The organism is Streptococcus sp. KHUD_015, from assembly GCF_051106265.1.
In the GTDB taxonomy this organism is placed as follows: domain Bacteria; phylum Bacillota; class Bacilli; order Lactobacillales; family Streptococcaceae; genus Streptococcus.
In genome coordinates this window covers 1416355-1435539 of the sequence record NZ_CP193665.1, presented here as the reverse complement: position 1 = coordinate 1435539, position 19185 = coordinate 1416355, and the positions used below count along the sequence as shown (strand labels likewise).

Below are 19185 nucleotides of genomic sequence, written 5' to 3'. Positions count from 1 at the left end.
CCATTATTTTCAAGGAGAAAAACAGTGAAAAAAAGGAAAAAACTCGCTCTATCCCTTGCAGCTCTCTTGCTGGCAGGTTCTTTGGCGGGATGTGCTAGCTGGATTGATCGTGGGGAATCCATGACAGCTGTTGGCTCAACGGCTCTTCAGCCCTTGGTCGAAGCAGCAGCAGATGAATTCGGCTCTCTGCATATTGGAAAAACAGTCAACGTCCAAGGTGGAGGATCTGGTACAGGTCTGTCTCAGGTTCAGTCTGGAGCCGTTGATGTAGGAAATTCAGACGTATTTGCCGAGGAAAAAGACGGTATCAACGCATCCGCTCTAGTGGACCACAAGGTTGCTGTAGCGGGCTTGGCAGTCATTGTAAATAAGGAAGTTGACGTTGAAAATCTGACAACTGAACAACTCCGTAGCATCTTCACAGGTCAAGTAACCAACTGGAAAGAAGTCGGTGGGAAAGACCTAGCCATTTCCATTATCAACCGAGCGGCAAGTTCTGGTTCGCGTGCAACCTTTGATAGTGTTATCATGGATGGTCAGTCTGCCATTCAGAGTCAAGAACAGGATTCAAATGGGATGGTCAAAAACATTGTTTCCCAGACACCAGGAGCCATTTCTTACCTAGCCTTTGCCTATGTGGATGACTCGGTTAAACGCATGAAGTTGAACGGCTATGAGCCGATTGCAGAAAATGTTACCACCAATAACTGGCCTTTGTGGTCTTACGAACACATGTATACACTAGGTCAGCCCAACGAATTGGTGGCAGAATTCCTCAACTTTGTTCTCTCAGACGAAGCGCAAAGCGGAATCGTTAAGGGGATGGGTTATATTTCTGTTAAGGAAATGAAGGTTGAAAAAGATGCTGTCGGAACGGTGACAGCACTAGAAGGGAGTCAATAATGAATCAAGAAGAATTAGCTAAAAAATTACTTTCTCCCTCAAAGAACTCTCGTCTAGAGAAATTAGGAAAAGGCTTGACCTTTGCCTGCCTGTCTTTGATTGTCATCATTGTGGCCATGATTTTGATTTTCGTAGCCCAAAAAGGTTTGTCGACCTTCTTTATTAATGGGGTCAATATCTTTGATTTCCTATTTGGCCAAACTTGGAATCCTTCAGGTAAACAATTTGGTGCCCTTCCAATGATTTTGGGTTCCTTTATTGTTACAATCCTATCAGCCCTTATCGCAACTCCTTTTGCCATTGGTGCGGCAGTCTTTATGACTGAAGTCTCACCAAAAGGTGCTAGAATCTTGCAACCAGCCATTGAATTGCTAGTTGGGATTCCTTCAGTTGTGTATGGATTTATCGGTTTACAGGTCGTAGTTCCTTTTGTCCGTAGTGTCTTTGGTGGAACTGGTTTTGGGATCTTGTCAGGAATTTTTGTTCTCTTTGTCATGATCTTACCGACGGTAACCTTTATGACAACGGACAGCTTGCGTGCGGTGCCTCGTCACTATCGTGAAGCTAGTTTGGCTATGGGAGCCACTCGTTGGCAAACCATTTGGCGCGTGACCTTGAAGGCGGCGCGTTCAGGGATTTTCACAGCGGTGGTCTTTGGGATGGCGCGTGCCTTTGGTGAGGCCTTGGCCATTCAGATGGTGGTCGGAAACTCAGCCGTTGTCCCAACTTCATTGACAACACCTGCCGCGACCTTGACCTCTGTTTTGACCATGGGTATCGGAAATACCGTTATGGGAACAGTTGACAATAACGTTCTCTGGTCACTGGCCTTAGTCTTGCTCTTGATGAGTTTGGCCTTTAACAGTGTGATTAAATTGATTACGAAAGAAAGAGGAAAGAAAAACTATGCACGCTAAGAAATTAGATAAAATTGCAACAGCTGTCCTCTACTCGATTGCAGGAATCATCGTTGCCATCTTGGCATCCTTGATTCTCTATATCTTGGTTCGTGGTCTGCCCCACATCTCTTGGTCTTTCTTGACTGGCAAATCATCTTCTTACCAAGCAGGTGGAGGGATTGGAATTCAGCTCTATAATTCCTTCTTCCTTTTGGTCATTACCTTGATTATCTCTGTGCCCTTGTCTATGGGGGCTGGGATTTTCCTAGCTGAATATGCCAAAAAAGGTCCTGTGACAAACTTTGTCAGAACCTGTATTGAAATCTTGTCTTCACTGCCATCTGTGGTTGTAGGTCTCTTTGGTTACTTGATCTTTGTAGTTCAGTTTGAGTATGGATTTTCAATCATCTCAGGTGCCTTGGCCTTGACAGTCTTTAACCTGCCTCAGATGACTCGTAATGTTGAGGACAGCTTGAAACACGTTCACCATACGCAACGTGAGGCTGGTCTGGCTCTTGGAATTTCTCGTTGGGAGACAGTGGTCCATGTGGTCATTCCAGAAGCCCTTCCAGGCATTGTGACTGGAGTCGTCTTGGCCTCTGGTCGTATCTTTGGTGAGGCGGCTGCTCTTATCTATACAGCAGGACAATCCGCTCCAGCCCTTGACTGGTCTAACTGGAATATTCTCAGTGTGACTAGCCCAATCTCTATCTTCCGTCAAGCAGAAACCTTGGCTGTCCACATTTGGAAAGTCAATAGCGAAGGAACCATTCCTGATGGAACCATCGTATCAGCAGGTTCTGCAGCCGTGCTCCTCATCTTTATCCTCATCTTTAACTTTGGAGCCCGCAAACTCGGAAGCTACCTACATAAGAAATTAACCGCTGCCTAAAGGAGAAGCCATGTCAAAATATAATTGGGATGAAAAGCATATCATCACCTTTCCTGAAGAGAAAGTGGCCCTCTCTACTAAGGATTTACATGTTTACTACGGTAAAAATGAATCTATCAAGGGCATCGATATGCAATTTGAAAAAAATAAAATCACAGCCTTAATTGGTCCATCTGGATCAGGAAAATCAACCTACCTCCGCAGTCTTAACCGTATGAATGATACCATTGATATTGCCAAGGTCACAGGTCAAATCCTCTATCAAGGAATTGACGTTAATCGTCCAGAAATCAATGTTTATGAGATGCGTAAGCACATCGGAATGGTCTTCCAACGACCAAATCCCTTTGCCAAGTCTATCTACCGCAATATCACTTTTGCCCATGAACGTGCAGGAGTCAAGGACAAGCAAGTCTTGGATGAAATTGTGGAAACCTCTCTTCGTCAGGCTGCCCTTTGGGACCAAGTCAAAGACGATTTGCACAAGTCGGCCTTGACCTTATCAGGTGGTCAGCAACAACGTCTTTGTATCGCTCGTGCCATTTCGGTCAAACCTGACATTCTCTTGATGGATGAGCCTGCGTCAGCCTTGGACCCGATTGCGACAGCTCAGCTGGAAGAAACTATGCTGGAATTGAAGAAGGACTTCACCATCATCATTGTGACCCACAGTATGCAACAGGCTGCACGTGCTAGTGATTATACAGGATTTTTCTACTTGGGTGACTTGATTGAGTATGATAAGACGTCTAATATTTTCCAAAATGCCAAACTACAGTCAACCAATGACTACGTAACAGGACACTTTGGATAGAAAGGAAACAGTATGACAGAAGCGATTTTACAGGTGTCAGACCTGTCCGTTTACTACAATCAAAAGAAGGCCTTGAATAGTGTTTCCCTATCTTTCCAACCTAAGGAAATTACAGCCTTGATTGGTCCATCTGGATCAGGGAAGTCAACCCTTCTCAAGGCTATTAACCGCATGGGGGATCTCAATCCAGAGGTGACCACAACTGGTTCAGTGGTTTATAACGGCCACAATATTTACAGCCCGCGTACAGATACAGTTGAATTGCGGAAGGAAATCGGTATGGTCTTCCAACAGCCAAATCCTTTCCCTATGTCCATCTACGAAAATGTTGTCTATGGGCTTCGTATCAATGGAGTGAAGGACAAGCAGGTTCTGGATGAAGCAGTGGAAAAAGCCTTGCAACGTGCTTCCATCTGGGATGAGGTCAAGGACCGCCTGCATGATTCAGCTATCGGGCTTTCAGGTGGACAACAGCAACGTGTCTGTGTTGCCCGTGTCTTGGCAACCAGTCCTAAAATCATTCTCTTGGATGAACCGACTTCAGCCTTGGACCCTATCTCTGCTGGGAAGATTGAGGAAACCTTGTATGGGCTAAAAGATAAATACACCATGCTCTTGGTTACGCGTTCTATGCAACAAGCTTCTCGTATCTCTGACAAGACAGGATTTTTCCTTGATGGAGATTTGATTGAGTTTAACGATACCAAGAAGATGTTCCTCAACCCACAACACAAGGAAACAGAAGATTATATTTCAGGAAAATTTGGATAAGGAGATAAATGATGTTACGTTCTCAATTTGAAGAAGATTTAGAGAAATTGCACAATCAGTTCTATGCTATGGGACAGGAAGTGCTATCCCAAATCAATCGTACAGTGCGTGCATTTGTTACGCATGATCGTGATTTGGCCAAGGAAGTCATCGAAGACGATGCAGAAGTAAACGAATACGAAGTGAAGTTGGAGAAGAAATCATTTGAAATGATTGCCCTCCAACAACCCGTTTCTCAGGACTTGCGTACCGTTTTGACAGTCTTGAAGGCCGTGTCTGACTTGGAACGTATGGGTGACCATGCTGTTTCCATTGCCAAAGCGGCAATCCGTATGAAGGGGGAGCAACGCATCCCAGCTGTTGAAGAAGAAATCAAGAGAATGGGTCGCGATGTCAAGAACTTTGTCGAAGCAGCCCTTGAACTCTATCTCAATGGTTCAGTAGACCAAGCCTATGAAGTAGCAGCCATGGACGAAAAAATCAACCATTATTTTGATAGCATTCGTGACTTGGCTACAGAAGAAATCAAGAAAAACCCAGATGCCATCGTTACAGGTCGTGATTACTTCCAAGTGATCGCTTTCTTGGAACGCATTGGAGATTATGCCAAAAATATCTGTGAATGGGTTGTTTACTTTGAAACAGGTAAGATTGTTGAACTATAAAATAGGTTCAATCTGTATAAAAAGGAGCTTGAAATCAACTGATAGCTCCTTTTCTTGAATGAAAAAAATATTTTTAAGATAAAAATTCAAAAAACACTTGACAACTACCTTGGATAGCGTTATAATTATACAAAATTAACAGAGAGGTTGTTTATTTATGAAATCAAAAAAATGGATATTTGTTTTATGTAGTTTTCTTGCAAGTTTCTTCTTAATGGCTTGCCAGTCGGGTTCTAATGGTTCTCAGTCAGCTCTTGAGGCAATTAAGCAAAAAGGGAAATTGGTTGTGGCAACCAGTCCTGACTATGCACCTTTTGAATTCCAAGCCTTAGTTGATGGGAAAAATCAGGTAGTCGGTGCGGATATTGACATGGCTCAGGCTATCGCTGATGAACTTGGGGTTAAGTTGGAAATCTCAAGCATGAGTTTTGACAATGTCTTGACCAGTCTTCAAACAGGTAAGGCTGACCTAGCAGTTGCAGGAATTAGCGCTACTGATGAGAGAAAAGAAGTCTTTGATTTTTCAATCCCTTACTATGAAAACAAGATTAGTTTCTTGGTTCGTAAGGCTGATGTAGAAAAATACAAGGATTTAACTAGCCTAGAAAGTGCGAATATTGCAGCCCAAAAAGGGACTGTTCCAGAGTCTATGGTCAAGGAACAATTGCCAAAAGCTCAATTGACTTCCCTAACCAATATGGGTGAAGCTGTCAATGAATTGCAGGCTGGAAAAGTAGATGCTGTTCACATGGATGAGCCTGTTGCCCTTAGCTATGCTGCTAAAAATGCAGATTTAGCTGTCGCAACTGTCAGCTTGAAGATGAAGGACGGAGAAGCCAATGCAGTTGCCCTTAGAAAAAATAGTGCTGATTTGAAAGAAGTGGTGGACAAGGTCATACAAAAACTTAAGGATGAAGGCACCTACCAAAGCTATCTTGAAAAAGCAGCAAGTCTAACAGAAGTTGAACAATAAGAAAAAAGCAGAGTTGGAAGTCATTCCAATTCTGCTTTTAAATAGTCTAAAACATTTTCTAGATTGTCTAAGGACACCTTGGCAAATTGATAAGGACAGGCATTCAAGTAAGCTTCTTCAAAGAAGTCCAAGTCCAGTTGACTGTGTTTGAGACTGGCGATTTTAGGATACTGTCTCAGGTCTAGCAATACACCATCGTGAAGGGGATAATGAGGAAGGGGGCAAGTCAATTTAGCTAACCTTTCCTCGATTTGCTTCTGGTAAGCTTCCTGATTGGCTAAGCGAGTCAAACGATTTTTCTCAAACAGTTGACTGTCGATATAGAGTGACAGGGCCTTTTGCATGATGAGATTGCTGTCGTAGTCTAGGATATTTTTGTAGGCCACAAAGGCTTCCTTGATAGCATTTGGCAGAATGAGTGCCGTAATCCGCAGGGCTGGAAAGAGGCTGGTTGAGAAGGATTTGATATAAATGACGCGCTCTTCTGTATCCAGATAGTGGAAGGTATGGCCCTTCTTGGAGTCCAAATCCCCCAAATAGTCGTCCTCTACGATATAGACACCATACTTGGCAGCTAAGTCAAGAATAGCCCGTTTGTCCTGCTCAGAATAGGAATGCCCAAGAGGATAGTGAAAACGAGGAATGGTATAGAAAAACTTAATCTTTCCTGTCTTGAAATGGCCTTCCAGCTCCTCCAAGTCAATCCCATCAATGCCTCGTTCAATCATTTGATAGTCCAGACCCTGTGCAATCAAGAGGCGATTCATCCGATGATAGGTCGGCTGTTCCACCAAGATTTCTTTAGCTTGGCTAGGGAAGGAAATTTGAGAGAGGATAAACAAGGCTTGCTGGGTTCCAGAAGTCAGTACCAGTTGGTCAGCCTTGCAGTAGAGGGCTTGGTCAAAGAGCAGTTTATGAATGGATTGTCTTAAGTCTTCTAAACCTTCTTGGTTGTCATAGTAGTTGAAGAGGTAGTTTTCCCGGCCAATCAAGGTTTCATTGACACAGAGTCGGAAATCGTCATAGGCGCTGGCGTGTTCGTCCGTAACCTCGATTTCTAGGTCTTGATGTTGCCCTTGTTCTAGGACATAGTAGCCACTCTGGGGCTTGGCATAGAGGTATTGTTCGTGTCGTAATTCCAGTAGGGCTCGTTGAATGGTATCCTTGCTACAGTGAAAGTCAAGGCTCAGTTGACGGATAGAAGGCAGGCGGCTTCCCGTCGGAAAGCGTCCAGACTCGATACCATTTTTTAGATAGGAAACGACCTCTTGGTACTTGCTTTGTTTCTTCATTCCAGACCTCCCTTGATTTTGTTACATTGTACCCTTTTTTTTCCTTCTTGGCAATGTCTAGAGTGTTTCTCTCGTTCACATCTAGGGGCAAATGTGGTATACTTAGGAGTAAGATTTATAGAATAACATACAAGAAAGAGAATGGTTAAGAACGTGCAGGAACCAGTGAAATTATTTCAATACAATACCCTCGGAGCCTTGATGGCAGGCCTTTATGGTGGTACCATGACAGTAGGAGAATTACTAGAGCATGGTGACCTTGGTTTGGGAACCTTGGATTCCATTGATGGGGAATTGATTGTCTTGGATGGCAAGGCTTATCAGGCCAAAGGGTCTGGAGACCAGCCAGAGATTGTGGAAGTGTCGCCAGACGCCCTTATTCCTTATGCAGCAGTAGTACCGCACCAGGCAGAGGTCATTTTCCGCCAGCGCTTTGAGATGACAGACAAGGAATTGGAAGAGCGAATCGAGTCTTATTATGACGGGGAAAATCTTTTCCGCTCTATCAAGATTCGGGGGGAATTTTCGCATATGCATGTGCGCATGATTCCTAAGTCAACACCAGATACCAAGTTTGCTGATGTCGCAACCCATCAACCGGAATATAGTCGTGACAATGTGTTGGGAACCATCGTTGGTTTCTGGACGCCAGAGATTTTCCATGGGGTCAGTGTGGCAGGCTATCATCTGCACTTCATTTCAGATGATTTGACTTTCGGTGGTCATGTCATGGACTTTGTCATCAAGGAAGGCATTATCGAGGTGGGAGCTGTTGACCAATTGGACCAACGTTTTCCCGTCCAAGACCGTCAATACTTGTTTGCTAAGTTCAATGTTGACGAGATGAGAAAAGATATTGAAAAGGCAGAATAGGAGAAGAAAATGACCATTCATATTATCATTACCATGGTGCTGTTGCTGGCTTTCTTGATAGGAAGCATTTGGTATGCAAAAAAGAAATACCAGATTAATCTAGCTGTCTTGGGTTTGGGGGCTGTCGCCTTCTTTGTCTCTTCACAGCTTTTGGAAAAACTGGTACATATCTTGGTTTTGCATCCTCAAAAAGACGGTAGTATTGCCCTCTTGCAAGATCATCCGCTTGTCTATATCATCTATGGCCTAGCCATGGCAGCATTTTTTGAGGAAACAGCTCGCCTTATTTTCTTCAAATGGATGGAGAAAAAGAGAAGTTTGGAAAAGGCAGACGCCTTGGCTTATGGATTGGGGCATGGTGGCTTGGAGTTGAGTTTCCTAGGTCTTACTAGTTTGCTTAATCTCTACTTCGTTCTCTCAGCAGTTCAAACGCAAAATCCACAGGTTATGCAATTGCTGTCTGAAAATATGTTGAAAACTATTCAGTCGCTATCAGACTGGCAGATTTATTTGCTTGGTTTTGAGAGAATCTTGGCGCTAGGTTTCCAATTACTATTGACTGTTTGGGTTTACCAAGCTGTTCGCCAGAAGAAATGGATTTATCTCCTAGCGGCCTATGGACTACATGCCTTCTTTGACCTGGCACCATCTCTTGCTCAAGTTGGCTGGTTGACCAATCCAGTCTTGGTTGAAGTTGTCCTAGCACTTGAACTTGTTCTGGTTGCCTATGGAACAAAGGCTATCTTTTGCAAAAAATCATAAAAAGAGGGGAAACCTCTTTTTTGTTTAAAAGAAGCCCAAGATTTTTTTAGGGTCGTCAAATGGTCTTAAAAATGGTATAATGGAATGAATTTTGTAAAAGGGAGAGTGTCATGTCAGTAAAAGAAAACATGCTTGAAATCTTAGAAGGGATTGATATCCGTTTTAAGGAACCCTTGCATAGCTATAGTTATACAAAAGTAGGTGGAGAGGCCGATTATTTGGTCTTTCCACGAAATCGTTTTGAGTTGGCTCGCGTTGTTAAATTTGCCAATCAAGAAAATATTCCTTGGATGGTTCTTGGAAATGCCAGCAACATTATCGTTCGTGACGGTGGGATTCGTGGATTTGTCATCTTGTGTGACAAGCTCAATAATGTTTCAGTTGATGGCTATACCATCGAAGCTGAAGCTGGTGCTAACTTAATTGAGACAACTCGCATTGCCCTTCGTCATAGTTTGACTGGCTTTGAGTTTGCTTGTGGTATTCCTGGAAGTGTCGGTGGTGCTGTCTTTATGAATGCAGGTGCCTATGGTGGTGAGATTGCCCACATCTTGCAGTCTTGTAAGGTCTTGACCAAGGATGGAGAAATCGAAACCTTGTCTGCCAAGGACTTGGCTTTTGGTTATCGCCACTCAGCCATTCAGGAGTCTGGTGCAGTTGTCTTGTCAGCTAAATTTGCCCTTGCTCCAGGAAGCCATCAGGTTATCAAGCAGGAAATGGACCGCTTGACGCACCTACGTGAACTCAAACAACCTTTGGAATACCCATCTTGTGGTTCGGTCTTTAAGCGTCCAGTAGGCCATTTTGCAGGTCAATTAATTTCAGAAGCTGGCTTGAAAGGCTATCGTATCGGTGGTGTTGAAGTGTCTGAAAAGCACGCAGGATTTATGATCAATGTCGCAGATGGAACGGCAAAAGACTACGAAGACTTGATTGAGTCTGTGATTGAAAAAGTCAAGGAACACTCAGGTATCACGCTTGAAAGAGAAGTCCGGATCTTGGGTGAAAGCAAGTAGGGCACTTTAGTTGAAAAGCTGCTGCTATATCATGGAAAGGGGGTGAAAGCCTATCGTTAGTGCAGAAGAATGTAGGCAGTTCAATCTCCTACACGAGGTAGTTGCGGCCTGACAGAGCCCTGATCTGTTAATCTATGAAAAAGAAGGAATAAATGACAATTGAAAAAACCAATTATTGAATTCAAAAACGTCTCTAAAGTTTTTGAAGACAGCAACACCAAGGTTCTCAAAGACATCAACTTTGAGTTGGAAGAAGGGAAATTCTACACCCTTCTAGGCGCATCTGGTTCAGGGAAATCAACCATCCTAAACATCATTGCAGGTTTACTGGATGCGACGACAGGAGATATCATGCTAGACGGTGTCCGAATTAATGATATCCCAACCAACAAGCGAGACGTCCATACGGTCTTCCAATCTTATGCCTTGTTCCCACATATGAATGTGTTTGAAAATGTTGCCTTTCCGCTCCGCTTGCGTAAGATTGACAAGAAAGAAATCGAGCAACGTGTTACTGAAGTTCTCAAGATGGTTCAGTTGGAAGGTTATGAAAAACGTTCCATCCGCAAACTTTCTGGAGGACAACGTCAGCGTGTGGCTATCGCCCGTGCTATCATCAACCAACCCCGTGTGGTTTTGCTGGACGAGCCTTTATCAGCGCTGGACTTGAAATTAAGAACAGACATGCAGTACGAACTGCGGGAACTGCAACAACGATTAGGCATTACCTTTGTCTTTGTCACTCACGATCAGGAAGAAGCTCTTGCCATGAGTGATTGGATTTTTGTCATGAATGACGGAGAGATTGTCCAGTCAGGAACACCTGTGGATATCTACGATGAGCCAATCAACCACTTTGTTGCTACCTTTATCGGGGAGTCAAATATCTTGCCAGGAACCATGATTGAGGACTACTTGGTTGAGTTTAACGGCAAACGCTTCGAAGCAGTCGATGGGGGGATGAAGCCAAATGAACCTGTTGAGGTTGTTATTCGTCCAGAGGACTTGCGGATTACCCTTCCTGAAGAAGGCAAGCTCCAAGTTAAGGTGGATACTCAGCTCTTCCGTGGGGTTCACTATGAAATTATCGCCTATGACGAACTTGGAAATGAATGGATGATCCACTCGACTCGTAAGGCCATCGTGGGTGAGGAAATTGGTCTGGACTTTGAACCAGAAGACATCCATATCATGCGTCTCAACGAAACCGAAGAAGAGTTCGATGCTCGTATCGAAGAATACGTGGAAATCGAAGAGCAAGAAGCAGGTTTGATCAATGCAATTGAGGAGGAAAGAGATGAAGAAAACAAGCTCTAAACTCTTTGTAGTGCCCTACATGCTCTGGATCGCCCTCTTTGTGTTGGCACCCTTGGTCTTGATTTTCGGACAATCCTTTTTCAATATTGAAGGACAATTCAGTTTAGAAAACTATAAATCTTACTTTGCGTCACAAAACTTGACCTACCTCAAAATGAGTTTCAATTCAGTGCTTTATGCAGGAATTGTGACCTTTGTGACCTTGCTTATCAGCTATCCGACAGCCCTCTTTTTGACCCGTCTCAAGCACCGTCAACTCTGGCTCATGCTGATTATCCTGCCTACCTGGATCAATTTGCTCCTTAAAGCCTATGCCTTTATCGGAATTTTTGGTCAAAATGGCTCCATTAATCAATTCTTGGAATTTATCGGAATTGGTTCACAACAGTTGCTTTTTACCGATTTCTCCTTTATCTTTGTCGCAAGCTACATCGAGCTTCCCTTTATGATATTGCCAATCTTTAATGTCTTGGATGATATGGACAACAATCTCATCAATGCCAGCTACGACCTCGGTGCGACCAAGTGGGAGACCTTCCGACATGTCATCTTCCCTCTGTCTATGAATGGTGTGCGAAGTGGAGTTCAGTCGGTCTTTATCCCCAGCTTGAGTCTCTTCATGCTGACCCGTTTGATTGGTGGGAACCGTGTTATTACGCTGGGAACGGCTATTGAACAGAATTTCCTAACCAATGACAACTACGGTATGGGTTCAACCATCGGTGTGATTCTCATCCTGACCATGTTCATTACCATGTGGGTGACTAAGGAAAGGAGAGAACGATGAAAAAATTTGCCAACCTTTATCTGGGACTGGTCTTTCTTGTCCTCTACCTGCCGATTTTTTACCTGATTGGTTATGCCTTTAACGCAGGCAACGACATGAATAGCTTTACAGGTTTTAGCTTGAGCCATTTTAAAACCATGTTTGGCGATGGTCGCCTTATGTTGATTGTGACTCAGACCTTTTTCTTAGCATTTTTATCAGCCTTGATAGCGACCATTATCGGGACTTTTGGTGCCATTTACATCTACCAGTCTCGTAAGAAATACCAAGAAGCCTTTCTATCACTCAATAATATCCTCATGGTTGCGCCTGATGTTATGATTGGTGCCAGCTTCTTGATTCTCTTTACCCAACTCAAGTTTTCACTTGGCTTTTTGACCGTTCTTTCTAGTCACGTAGCCTTCTCCATTCCTATCGTGGTCTTGATGGTTTTGCCTCGTCTTAAGGAAATGAACGGTGACATGATTCATGCGGCCTATGACCTTGGTGCCAGTCAATTTCAGATGTTCAAGGAAATCATGCTTCCTTACCTGACTCCGTCTATCATTGCAGGTTATTTCATGGCCTTCACCTATTCGTTAGATGACTTTGCCGTGACCTTCTTTGTGACGGGAAATGGCTTTTCAACCTTGTCAGTCGAGATTTACTCTCGTGCTCGTAAGGGGATTTCCTTAGAAATCAATGCCCTGTCTGCCCTTGTCTTTCTCTTTAGTATTATCCTAGTTGTTGGATATTACTTTATCTCACGTGAGAAGGAGGAGCAAGCATGAAAAAACTCTATTCATTTTTAGCAGGAATTGTAGCCATTATCCTCGTCTTGTGGGGAATTGCGACGCATCTAGACAGTAAAATCAATAGCCGAGATAGTCAAAAACTGGTCATTTACAACTGGGGTGACTATATCGATCCAGAACTTTTGGAGCAATTCACAGAAGAAACAGGCATCCAAGTCCAGTACGAGACTTTTGACTCCAATGAAGCCATGTATACCAAGATCAAGCAGGGTGGAACGACTTACGATATTGCCATTCCAAGCGAATACATGATTAACAAGATGAAGGACGAAGACCTCTTGGTACGGCTTGACTATTCAAAACTTGAAGGTCTTGAAAATATAGGACCAGAGTTCCTCAACCAGTCCTTTGACCCAGGCAATAAATTCTCCATTCCTTACTTCTGGGGAACACTGGGAATTATCTATAATGAAACAATGGTAGAGGAAGCGCCTGAGCATTGGGATGACCTCTGGAAACCAGAGTATAAGAACTCTATCATGCTCTTTGATGGGGCGCGTGAGGTGCTGGGACTAGGACTCAATTCCCTAGGCTACAGCCTCAACTCCAAGGATCCCCAGCAGTTGGAAGAGACAGTAGATAAGCTCTATAAATTGACGCCAAATATCAAGGCTATCGTTGCAGACGAGATGAAGGGCTACATGATTCAGAACAACGCTGCAATCGGCGTGACCTTCTCTGGTGAAGCCAGTCAAATGCTAGAAAAAAATGAAAATCTACGCTATGTGGTACCGACTGAGGCCAGCAACCTTTGGTTTGATAATATGGTCATTCCCAAAACAGTCAAAAACCAAGATGCCGCCTATGCCTTTATTAACTTTATGTTGAAACCCGAAAATGCCCTCAAAAATGCAGAGTATGTCGGTTATTCAACTCCAAACCTACCAGCTAAGGAACTGCTCCCAGAGGAGAAAAAAGAAGACAAGGCCTTCTATCCAGATGCTGAAACCATGAAACACCTAGAAGTTTATGAGAAATTTGACCATAAATGGACAGGCAAATACAGTGACCTCTTCCTTCAGTTTAAAATGTATCGGAAGTAGGAGTTAGCAGTCACGAAACGAATCAGTAAAGCTGGTTCGTTTTTTTATGTAAAAGGCAATTTTTTAACTGTATATTTTTCTATTCTGGTTGCTTATTTTTTAGCCTAGTAGTATACTAATCTTAACCTTACAGAAAGCGGTAACAAAAAATGAAGATATCTACTTTTTCAAAAAAAGTTATTGGCCAACCTTTTTGATTGTTGACGAAACAATTATACTATTCCATTTAAAGGATGGCTTGGATCGACAATACCTAACAACTGATTCCATACATTTGGTGATAGGGTTCTTTATATTTGCAAATATTTTCGTAGCTATCTTTAACAATTCAAAACTTTGGAATAAAAGTTGGGATAAAAAGAGTGATAGCAGTAAGAAAAAATATATTCTGAAAAAGTAATCTGAGATGTAGGTAATGGGTTATTTAAATGGGAATGATTTCCAGTTGACGCAAGCTTAAAAAAACGATATAATAAGAAAGTTGAGATTTGATTTTCAGTTGTCTTAGTGCAGAGAAATGGCGGTGCTGCGAGCCATCTAAGCGAGGAAGTCATGCTACTCAATCATACAATTGCATAAGAACAAGAGAATGACAAGTTCATTGAATGAAGGTGGTACCGCGGTTTTTCGCCCTTCGTGATATGAGCTTGTCTTTTGATTTTTTGGAGGTGTTGATGAAAACATTTCTTGTCAAACAAAAGTTTCGTCTTGGAGGCGAACGCTTCGCTATCAAGGATGACAGGGGAGAAATTGCCTATCAGGTGGAGGGATCATTTTTTAAGATTCCCAAAACTTTTACCATCTATGATGCGACTGGTGAACAGGTTAGTCAGATCAGTAAAGAAATCTTGACCTTGCTTCCTCGTTTTGAGATTCAGCTTCGGGATGGCTCGAGTTTTGTCATTCGGAAGAAGTTGACCTTCTGGCGAGATAAGTATGAGTTTGATAATCTAGGTCTTCGTATCGAGGGCAATATCTGGGATTTGAATTTCAAATTGCTGGATGATTGCGATCATCTGATTGCGGAAATTAAGAAGGAACTCTTCCATCTGACTTCTACCTATACCGTAACGGTTCTTGAGGACGCTTATGCAGACCTAGTCATTTCCCTCTGTGTCGCGATTGACTATGTGGAAATGCTGGAAAGCCAATCACATTAAACAAGTAAATAAGGAGACAATATGAAACAACTATCTAGTGCACAAGTACGCCAAATGTGGCTTGATTTCTGGGCGACCAAAGGTCACTCAGTAGAACCATCAGTGAGCTTGGTTCCTGTAAATGATCCAACACTTTTGTGGATCAACTCTGGGGTAGCAACCCTTAAAAAATACTTTGACGGGACCATTATCCCTGAAAATCCACGTATTACCAATGCGCAAAAGGCTATCCGTACCAACGACATTGAAAACGTAGGGAAGACTGCACGTCACCATACCATGTTTGAAATGTTGGGGAACTTCTCTATCGGTGATTACTTCCGTGACGAAGCCATTACTTGGGCTTATGAGCTTTTGACAAGCCCTGAGTGGTTTGACTTCCCAGCTGAAAAACTTTACATGACCTACTATCCAGATGATAAAGATTCTTATAACCGCTGGATTGAAGTGGGAGTGGATCCAAGTCACTTGATTCCAATCGAGGACAACTTCTGGGAAATCGGTGCTGGGCCTTCTGGACCCGATACAGAGATTTTCTTTGACCGTGGAGAAGCTTTTGACCCAGAAAATATCGGTCTTCGCCTTCTTGCAGAAGATATTGAAAACGACCGTTATATCGAAATCTGGAACATCGTTTTGTCACAATTTAACGCAGACCCTGCTGTTCCTCGTAGCGAATACAAGGAATTGCCACACAAGAACATTGATACGGGCGCTGGTTTGGAGCGTTTGGTAGCGGTTATCCAAGGTGCTAAGACTAACTTTGAAACAGACCTTTTCATGCCAATCATTCGTGAAGTGGAGAAATTGTCTGGTAAGGTTTATGACCAAGATGGCGATAACATGAGCTTCAAGGTCATCGCTGACCACATTCGTTCATTGTCATTTGCCATCGGTGATGGTGCCCTTCCAGGAAATGAAGGTCGTGGTTACGTCCTTCGTCGTCTTCTCCGTCGTGCTTCTATGCATGGTCAAAAATTGGGAATCAACGAGCCTTTCCTTTACAAACTGGTCCCAACTGTTGGAAAAATCATGGAAAGCTACTACCCAGAAGTGCTTGAAAAACGTGACTTTATCGAAAAAATCGTTAAGAGCGAAGAAGAGTCATTTGCTCGTACCCTTCACTCTGGTCAACACTTTGCCCAAGGCATCGTAGCAGACTTGAAAGAAAAAGGTCAATCTGTCATTGCTGGTCAAGATGTATTCAAACTTTATGACACTTATGGATTCCCAGTTGAATTGACTGAAGAAATCGCTGAAGAAGCTGGTATGACTGTAGACCGTGAAGGTTTTGAAGCAGCCATGAAAGAACAGCAAGAACGAGCACGTGCGTCAGCTGTCAAGGGTGGCTCAATGGGTATGCAAAATGAAACCCTTCAAAACATCACTGTAGAAAGTGTCTTCAACTACAATGCTAGCCAATTGTCTTCTAAATTGGTAGCTATCGTGGCTGACAATGCAGAAGTAGAAGCTGTGTCAGAAGGAACTGCCTCACTTATCTTTGCGGAAACGCCATTCTACGCTGAAATGGGTGGACAGGTAGCTGACCATGGACAAATCTTGGATGAGGCTGGTTCAGTTGTGGCTACTGTGACCAATGTTCAAAAAGCACCAAACGGACAAGCTCTTCATACTGTTGAAGTTCTTGCACCACTTGCTTTGAACCAAGAATACACTTTGGCAATTGATACAAATCGTCGTCACCGTGTTATGAAAAACCACACTGCGACTCACTTGCTCCATGCGGCTCTTCACAATATCCTTGGCAGCCATGCAACTCAGGCAGGTTCGCTTAATGAAGTAGAATTCCTTCGCTTTGACTTTACCCACTTCCAAGCAGTAACTGCTGAAGAATTGCGTGCCATTGAACAGCAAGTCAACGAGAAAATCTGGGAAGCTCTTGAAGTTAAGACAGTTGAAACGGATATTGACACTGCTAAAGAAATGGGAGCGATGGCTCTCTTTGGTGAGAAATATGGTAAAGAAGTTCGTGTTGTTACTATTGGTGACTACTCTATCGAGCTTTGTGGTGGTACCCACGTTGGCAACACTTCTGAAATTGGTCTCTTCAAAATTGTCAAAGAAGAAGGAATCGGTTCAGGAACTCGCCGTATCTTGGCAGTGACTGGTAAGGAAGCCTTTGAAGCCTACCGTGAACAAGAGGACGCTCTTAAAGCTGTCGCAGCAACCTTGAAAGCACCTCAAGTCAAGGAAGTCCCTCACAAGGTAGAAGGACTCCAAGAACAACTTCGTCAGCTTCAAAAAGAAAATGCTGAGTTGAAAGAAAAAGCCGCAGCTGCAGCCGCAGGCGATATCTTCAAGGACGTTAAGGAAGTCAATGGTCACCGTTATATCGCTAGCCAAGTGTCTGTATCAGATGCCGGTGCGCTTCGTACTTTTGCGGACAACTGGAAACAAAAAGACTACTCTGATCTTCTTGTCCTTGTTGCTGCTATCGGTGACAAAGTCAATGTCCTTGTAGCAAGTAAGACAAAAGACCTTCATGCAGGAAACCTTGTCAAAGAATTGGCACCAATCGTCGATGGACGTGGTGGTGGTAAACCAGACATGGCCATGGCAGGAGGAAGCAACCAAGCTAAGATCCAAGAATTGTTGGATGCAGTAGCAGGTAAATTATAAGACAATAAAGATCTATCCATTTGGGTAGATCTTTTTGTGAATGCAAAAAAGCCAAATCCGCTTGGACCTGGCTTGAATATTATGAACTATTAAATAGTATTGGCTGCCCAGACACTTACCGAAGCAGCTGAGACAGGGAATTGTCCATAACCTTCCTCATCAATTGTAACTTGACCTTGGTGGTTTTCAAGTAAATCTACGAAGGTTTGGTTAGCCCATTCTTGGCCGACAAACATTGATTTGCTGTTTTCTTGGTCATTTGAGATAAGGACTGCGATTGGGGATTGATTTTCAGCACCTGAACGTACCCAACCGATACAGTTAGCATCATCAAAGTAGTCATTTTGTTCCCCATAGGCTAAATCTTTTCGGATGGCTAGGAGGCGGTCAAGGACTTCTTTGAAATCTTGTTGAGCATATTGCCCTGAAATCCCATAGTAGTCGCCGTAAAAGACACATGGAAGGCCATTTTGGCGTAACAGAATGAGAGCATAGGCTGCTGGTTTGAACCATTCTTCAACGGTAGACTCAAGAGCCTGACCACGTTGGGTATCGTGGTTATCGACAAAGGTTACAGCCTTGTCAGGTTTGAGTTCAACCAAGCTATCTGTAAAAATACCACGAAGGTCATAGTTTGCGCCAGCTTGACTGGCTTCAAAGAGATTCTGGTGGAGACGGACATCGACAAGGTCAAAGCGTTCTTCTGTCTTTTCAAGGTAGTCTAGATTGGCTTCCTTGTCTGGATTCCAAAATTCACCAAAAACATAGAAATCCTCACCGTATTTTTCCTTCATATCACGGATGAAATTGCCCATAAAGAAGGAGTCGATGTGCTTAACTGCATCCAAACGGAAACCAGCTACACCAGTGGTTTCCATGAACCAGTCAGCCCAGTCATAGATGTTTTGGATGACTTCAGGATGTTTAAAGTCTAGGTCGGCATACATGAGGTAGTCATAGTTACCGTTTTCGTTATCGACCAATTCCTCGTTAGCCCAGCCCTTGTTATCCCCTTGGATTAGATAAATCCCAGACTTACGGCGTTTTGCATCATAGTCAGTACCGGTGAAGTGGTACCAGTGCCAGTGGAAGTCATTGTAGGTATCTTGGCGACCATCGAAGGTAAAGCTAGTCCAGCCGTTGATTGTGAAGGGTTCTCCGAGTTCGACTGTACGGTCAACAGGATCCACCTCAATAACCTGAAAGGCTTCCATGTGATCAGCAGCAGCCTTGTGGTTGAGAACTACATCAGCCATAGGTTGAATTCCCTGTGCTTTTAGAGTTTGAATGGCTTGAAGATAGTCTTCTTTAAAACCATACTTGGTGCGGACAGTTCCTTTTTGGTTAAACTCTCCAAGGTCAAATAAGTCATAGACCCCATAGCCGACATCTTTTTCATTGGTCGCCTTGAAGGCTGGGGGCATCCAGACGTGGCTAATCCCCAGATCAGCTAGGTGTGGAGCATCTTCAGCTAGACGCGTCCAGTGCTGACCGTCGTGGGGCAGATACCATTCAAAGTATTGCATGAGTGTTTGATTTTGCATGATGTTTCCTCTTACTTGTCAATCTTGTTCTTTATTCTAT

At 43.4% G+C, this 19185-nt stretch carries 19 protein-coding genes; 17 read left to right on the top strand and 2 right to left on the bottom strand.

Annotation, left to right across the window (positions count from 1 at the left end):
* Positions 1-24: 24 nt before the first annotated feature.
* The 7 genes from ACORHU_RS06665 (at position 25) to ACORHU_RS06635 (ending at position 5917) form a co-directional block, all read left to right on the top strand.
* Positions 25-903 (top strand): phosphate ABC transporter substrate-binding protein PstS family protein, encoded by an 879-nt coding sequence (locus ACORHU_RS06665; protein WP_434363992.1) that lies wholly within the window; start codon positions 25-27, stop codon positions 901-903.
* Positions 903-1820 (top strand): phosphate ABC transporter permease subunit PstC, encoded by a 918-nt coding sequence (pstC, locus tag ACORHU_RS06660; protein ID WP_001070901.1) that lies wholly within the window; start codon positions 903-905, stop codon positions 1818-1820. The genes ACORHU_RS06665 and pstC overlap by 1 nt, the downstream gene beginning before the upstream one ends.
* Entirely contained in the window at positions 1810-2694 is an 885-nt protein-coding gene (pstA, locus tag ACORHU_RS06655) for a phosphate ABC transporter permease PstA (protein ID WP_000543046.1), read from the top strand. Before pstC ends, pstA begins: the two co-directional genes overlap by 11 nt.
* Positions 2695-2704: 10 nt before the next feature.
* The gene (pstB, locus tag ACORHU_RS06650; RefSeq protein WP_000049848.1) at positions 2705-3508 is read left to right on the top strand and encodes a phosphate ABC transporter ATP-binding protein PstB; all 804 of its coding nucleotides are present in this window, start codon (positions 2705-2707) and stop codon (positions 3506-3508) included.
* 12 nt (positions 3509-3520) lie between these two features.
* On the top strand, positions 3521-4279 hold the full coding sequence (pstB, locus tag ACORHU_RS06645; RefSeq protein ID WP_000133484.1) for a phosphate ABC transporter ATP-binding protein PstB: 759 nt from the start codon (positions 3521-3523) through the stop codon (positions 4277-4279).
* An 11-nt stretch (positions 4280-4290) separates the two neighbouring features.
* Entirely contained in the window at positions 4291-4944 is a 654-nt protein-coding gene (phoU, locus tag ACORHU_RS06640; RefSeq protein WP_000946458.1) for a phosphate signaling complex protein PhoU, read from the top strand.
* A 157-nt stretch (positions 4945-5101) separates the two neighbouring features.
* On the top strand, positions 5102-5917 hold the full coding sequence (locus tag ACORHU_RS06635) for an ABC transporter substrate-binding protein (protein ID WP_434363988.1): 816 nt from the start codon (positions 5102-5104) through the stop codon (positions 5915-5917).
* 20 nt (positions 5918-5937) lie between these two features.
* Here the strand turns inward: ACORHU_RS06635 and ACORHU_RS06630 are convergent, their stop codons facing one another.
* Entirely contained in the window at positions 5938-7209 is a 1272-nt protein-coding gene (locus ACORHU_RS06630; RefSeq protein ID WP_434363987.1) for a PLP-dependent aminotransferase family protein, read from the bottom strand.
* Positions 7210-7350: 141 nt separating this feature from the next.
* Between ACORHU_RS06630 and budA the strand changes: the two genes are divergently transcribed.
* The 10 genes from budA to alaS all read left to right on the top strand — a co-directional run bounded on the left by budA (position 7351) and on the right by alaS (position 17601).
* The gene (gene budA, locus ACORHU_RS06625; RefSeq protein WP_434363986.1) at positions 7351-8082 is read left to right on the top strand and encodes an acetolactate decarboxylase; all 732 of its coding nucleotides are present in this window, start codon (positions 7351-7353) and stop codon (positions 8080-8082) included.
* A 9-nt stretch (positions 8083-8091) separates the two neighbouring features.
* Positions 8092-8844, top strand: coding sequence for a YhfC family intramembrane metalloprotease (locus ACORHU_RS06620; RefSeq protein WP_434363984.1), 753 nt, complete (start codon positions 8092-8094; stop codon positions 8842-8844).
* 110 nt (positions 8845-8954) lie between these two features.
* A complete protein-coding gene (murB, locus tag ACORHU_RS06615; RefSeq protein ID WP_434363983.1) occupies positions 8955-9860 on the top strand; it encodes a UDP-N-acetylmuramate dehydrogenase in 906 nt (301 codons plus the stop codon).
* Between the two features lie 159 nt (positions 9861-10019).
* Entirely contained in the window at positions 10020-11177 is a 1158-nt protein-coding gene (locus ACORHU_RS06610; RefSeq protein ID WP_061638861.1) for an ABC transporter ATP-binding protein, read from the top strand.
* Positions 11158-11964, top strand: coding sequence for an ABC transporter permease (locus ACORHU_RS06605; protein WP_000753801.1), 807 nt, complete (start codon positions 11158-11160; stop codon positions 11962-11964). Before ACORHU_RS06610 ends, ACORHU_RS06605 begins: the two co-directional genes overlap by 20 nt.
* Positions 11961-12734, top strand: a complete 774-nt coding sequence (locus tag ACORHU_RS06600) for an ABC transporter permease (RefSeq protein WP_000712740.1) — start codon at positions 11961-11963, stop codon at positions 12732-12734. The genes ACORHU_RS06605 and ACORHU_RS06600 overlap by 4 nt, the downstream gene beginning before the upstream one ends.
* On the top strand, positions 12731-13801 hold the full coding sequence (locus tag ACORHU_RS06595; RefSeq protein ID WP_000737962.1) for an ABC transporter substrate-binding protein: 1071 nt from the start codon (positions 12731-12733) through the stop codon (positions 13799-13801). Before ACORHU_RS06600 ends, ACORHU_RS06595 begins: the two co-directional genes overlap by 4 nt.
* 157 nt (positions 13802-13958) lie before the next feature.
* Entirely contained in the window at positions 13959-14201 is a 243-nt protein-coding gene (locus ACORHU_RS06590) for a hypothetical protein (RefSeq protein WP_125443005.1), read from the top strand.
* A 274-nt stretch (positions 14202-14475) separates the two neighbouring features.
* On the top strand, positions 14476-14961 hold the full coding sequence (locus tag ACORHU_RS06585) for an LURP-one-related/scramblase family protein (protein ID WP_434363976.1): 486 nt from the start codon (positions 14476-14478) through the stop codon (positions 14959-14961).
* A gap of 21 nt (positions 14962-14982) precedes the next feature.
* Positions 14983-17601 carry an alanine--tRNA ligase gene (gene alaS / locus ACORHU_RS06580; protein WP_434363975.1) on the top strand — a complete coding sequence of 873 codons (2619 nt, stop codon included), beginning with the start codon at positions 14983-14985 and terminating at the stop codon, positions 17599-17601.
* 89 nt (positions 17602-17690) lie between these two features.
* On the opposite strand, the gene ACORHU_RS06575 is transcribed toward alaS, so the two are convergent.
* Positions 17691-19145 (bottom strand): alpha-amylase, encoded by a 1455-nt coding sequence (locus ACORHU_RS06575; RefSeq protein WP_434363974.1) that lies wholly within the window; start codon positions 19143-19145, stop codon positions 17691-17693.
* Positions 19146-19185 lie beyond the last annotated feature (40 nt).

What these genes read in the sequence shown, in the direction of transcription:
- pstC (WP_001070901.1), top strand. Translation starts at nt 903, where the DNA reads ATGAATCAAGAAGAATTAGCTAAAAAATTACTTTCTCCCTCAAAGAAC.
- pstA (WP_000543046.1), top strand. Translation starts at nt 1,810, where the DNA reads ATGCACGCTAAGAAATTAGATAAAATTGCAACAGCTGTCCTCTACTCG.
- pstB (WP_000049848.1), top strand. Translation starts at nt 2,705, where the DNA reads ATGTCAAAATATAATTGGGATGAAAAGCATATCATCACCTTTCCTGAA.
- pstB (WP_000133484.1), top strand. Translation starts at nt 3,521, where the DNA reads ATGACAGAAGCGATTTTACAGGTGTCAGACCTGTCCGTTTACTACAAT.
- phoU (WP_000946458.1), top strand. Translation starts at nt 4,291, where the DNA reads ATGTTACGTTCTCAATTTGAAGAAGATTTAGAGAAATTGCACAATCAG.
- ACORHU_RS06635 (WP_434363988.1), top strand. Translation starts at nt 5,102, where the DNA reads ATGAAATCAAAAAAATGGATATTTGTTTTATGTAGTTTTCTTGCAAGT.
- ACORHU_RS06630 (WP_434363987.1), bottom strand. Translation starts at nt 7,209, where the DNA reads ATGAAGAAACAAAGCAAGTACCAAGAGGTCGTTTCCTATCTAAAAAAT.
- budA (WP_434363986.1), top strand. Translation starts at nt 7,351, where the DNA reads ATGGTTAAGAACGTGCAGGAACCAGTGAAATTATTTCAATACAATACC.
- ACORHU_RS06620 (WP_434363984.1), top strand. Translation starts at nt 8,092, where the DNA reads ATGACCATTCATATTATCATTACCATGGTGCTGTTGCTGGCTTTCTTG.
- murB (WP_434363983.1), top strand. Translation starts at nt 8,955, where the DNA reads ATGTCAGTAAAAGAAAACATGCTTGAAATCTTAGAAGGGATTGATATC.
- ACORHU_RS06605 (WP_000753801.1), top strand. Translation starts at nt 11,158, where the DNA reads ATGAAGAAAACAAGCTCTAAACTCTTTGTAGTGCCCTACATGCTCTGG.
- ACORHU_RS06600 (WP_000712740.1), top strand. Translation starts at nt 11,961, where the DNA reads ATGAAAAAATTTGCCAACCTTTATCTGGGACTGGTCTTTCTTGTCCTC.
- ACORHU_RS06595 (WP_000737962.1), top strand. Translation starts at nt 12,731, where the DNA reads ATGAAAAAACTCTATTCATTTTTAGCAGGAATTGTAGCCATTATCCTC.
- ACORHU_RS06585 (WP_434363976.1), top strand. Translation starts at nt 14,476, where the DNA reads ATGAAAACATTTCTTGTCAAACAAAAGTTTCGTCTTGGAGGCGAACGC.
- alaS (WP_434363975.1), top strand. Translation starts at nt 14,983, where the DNA reads ATGAAACAACTATCTAGTGCACAAGTACGCCAAATGTGGCTTGATTTC.
- ACORHU_RS06575 (WP_434363974.1), bottom strand. Translation starts at nt 19,145, where the DNA reads ATGCAAAATCAAACACTCATGCAATACTTTGAATGGTATCTGCCCCAC.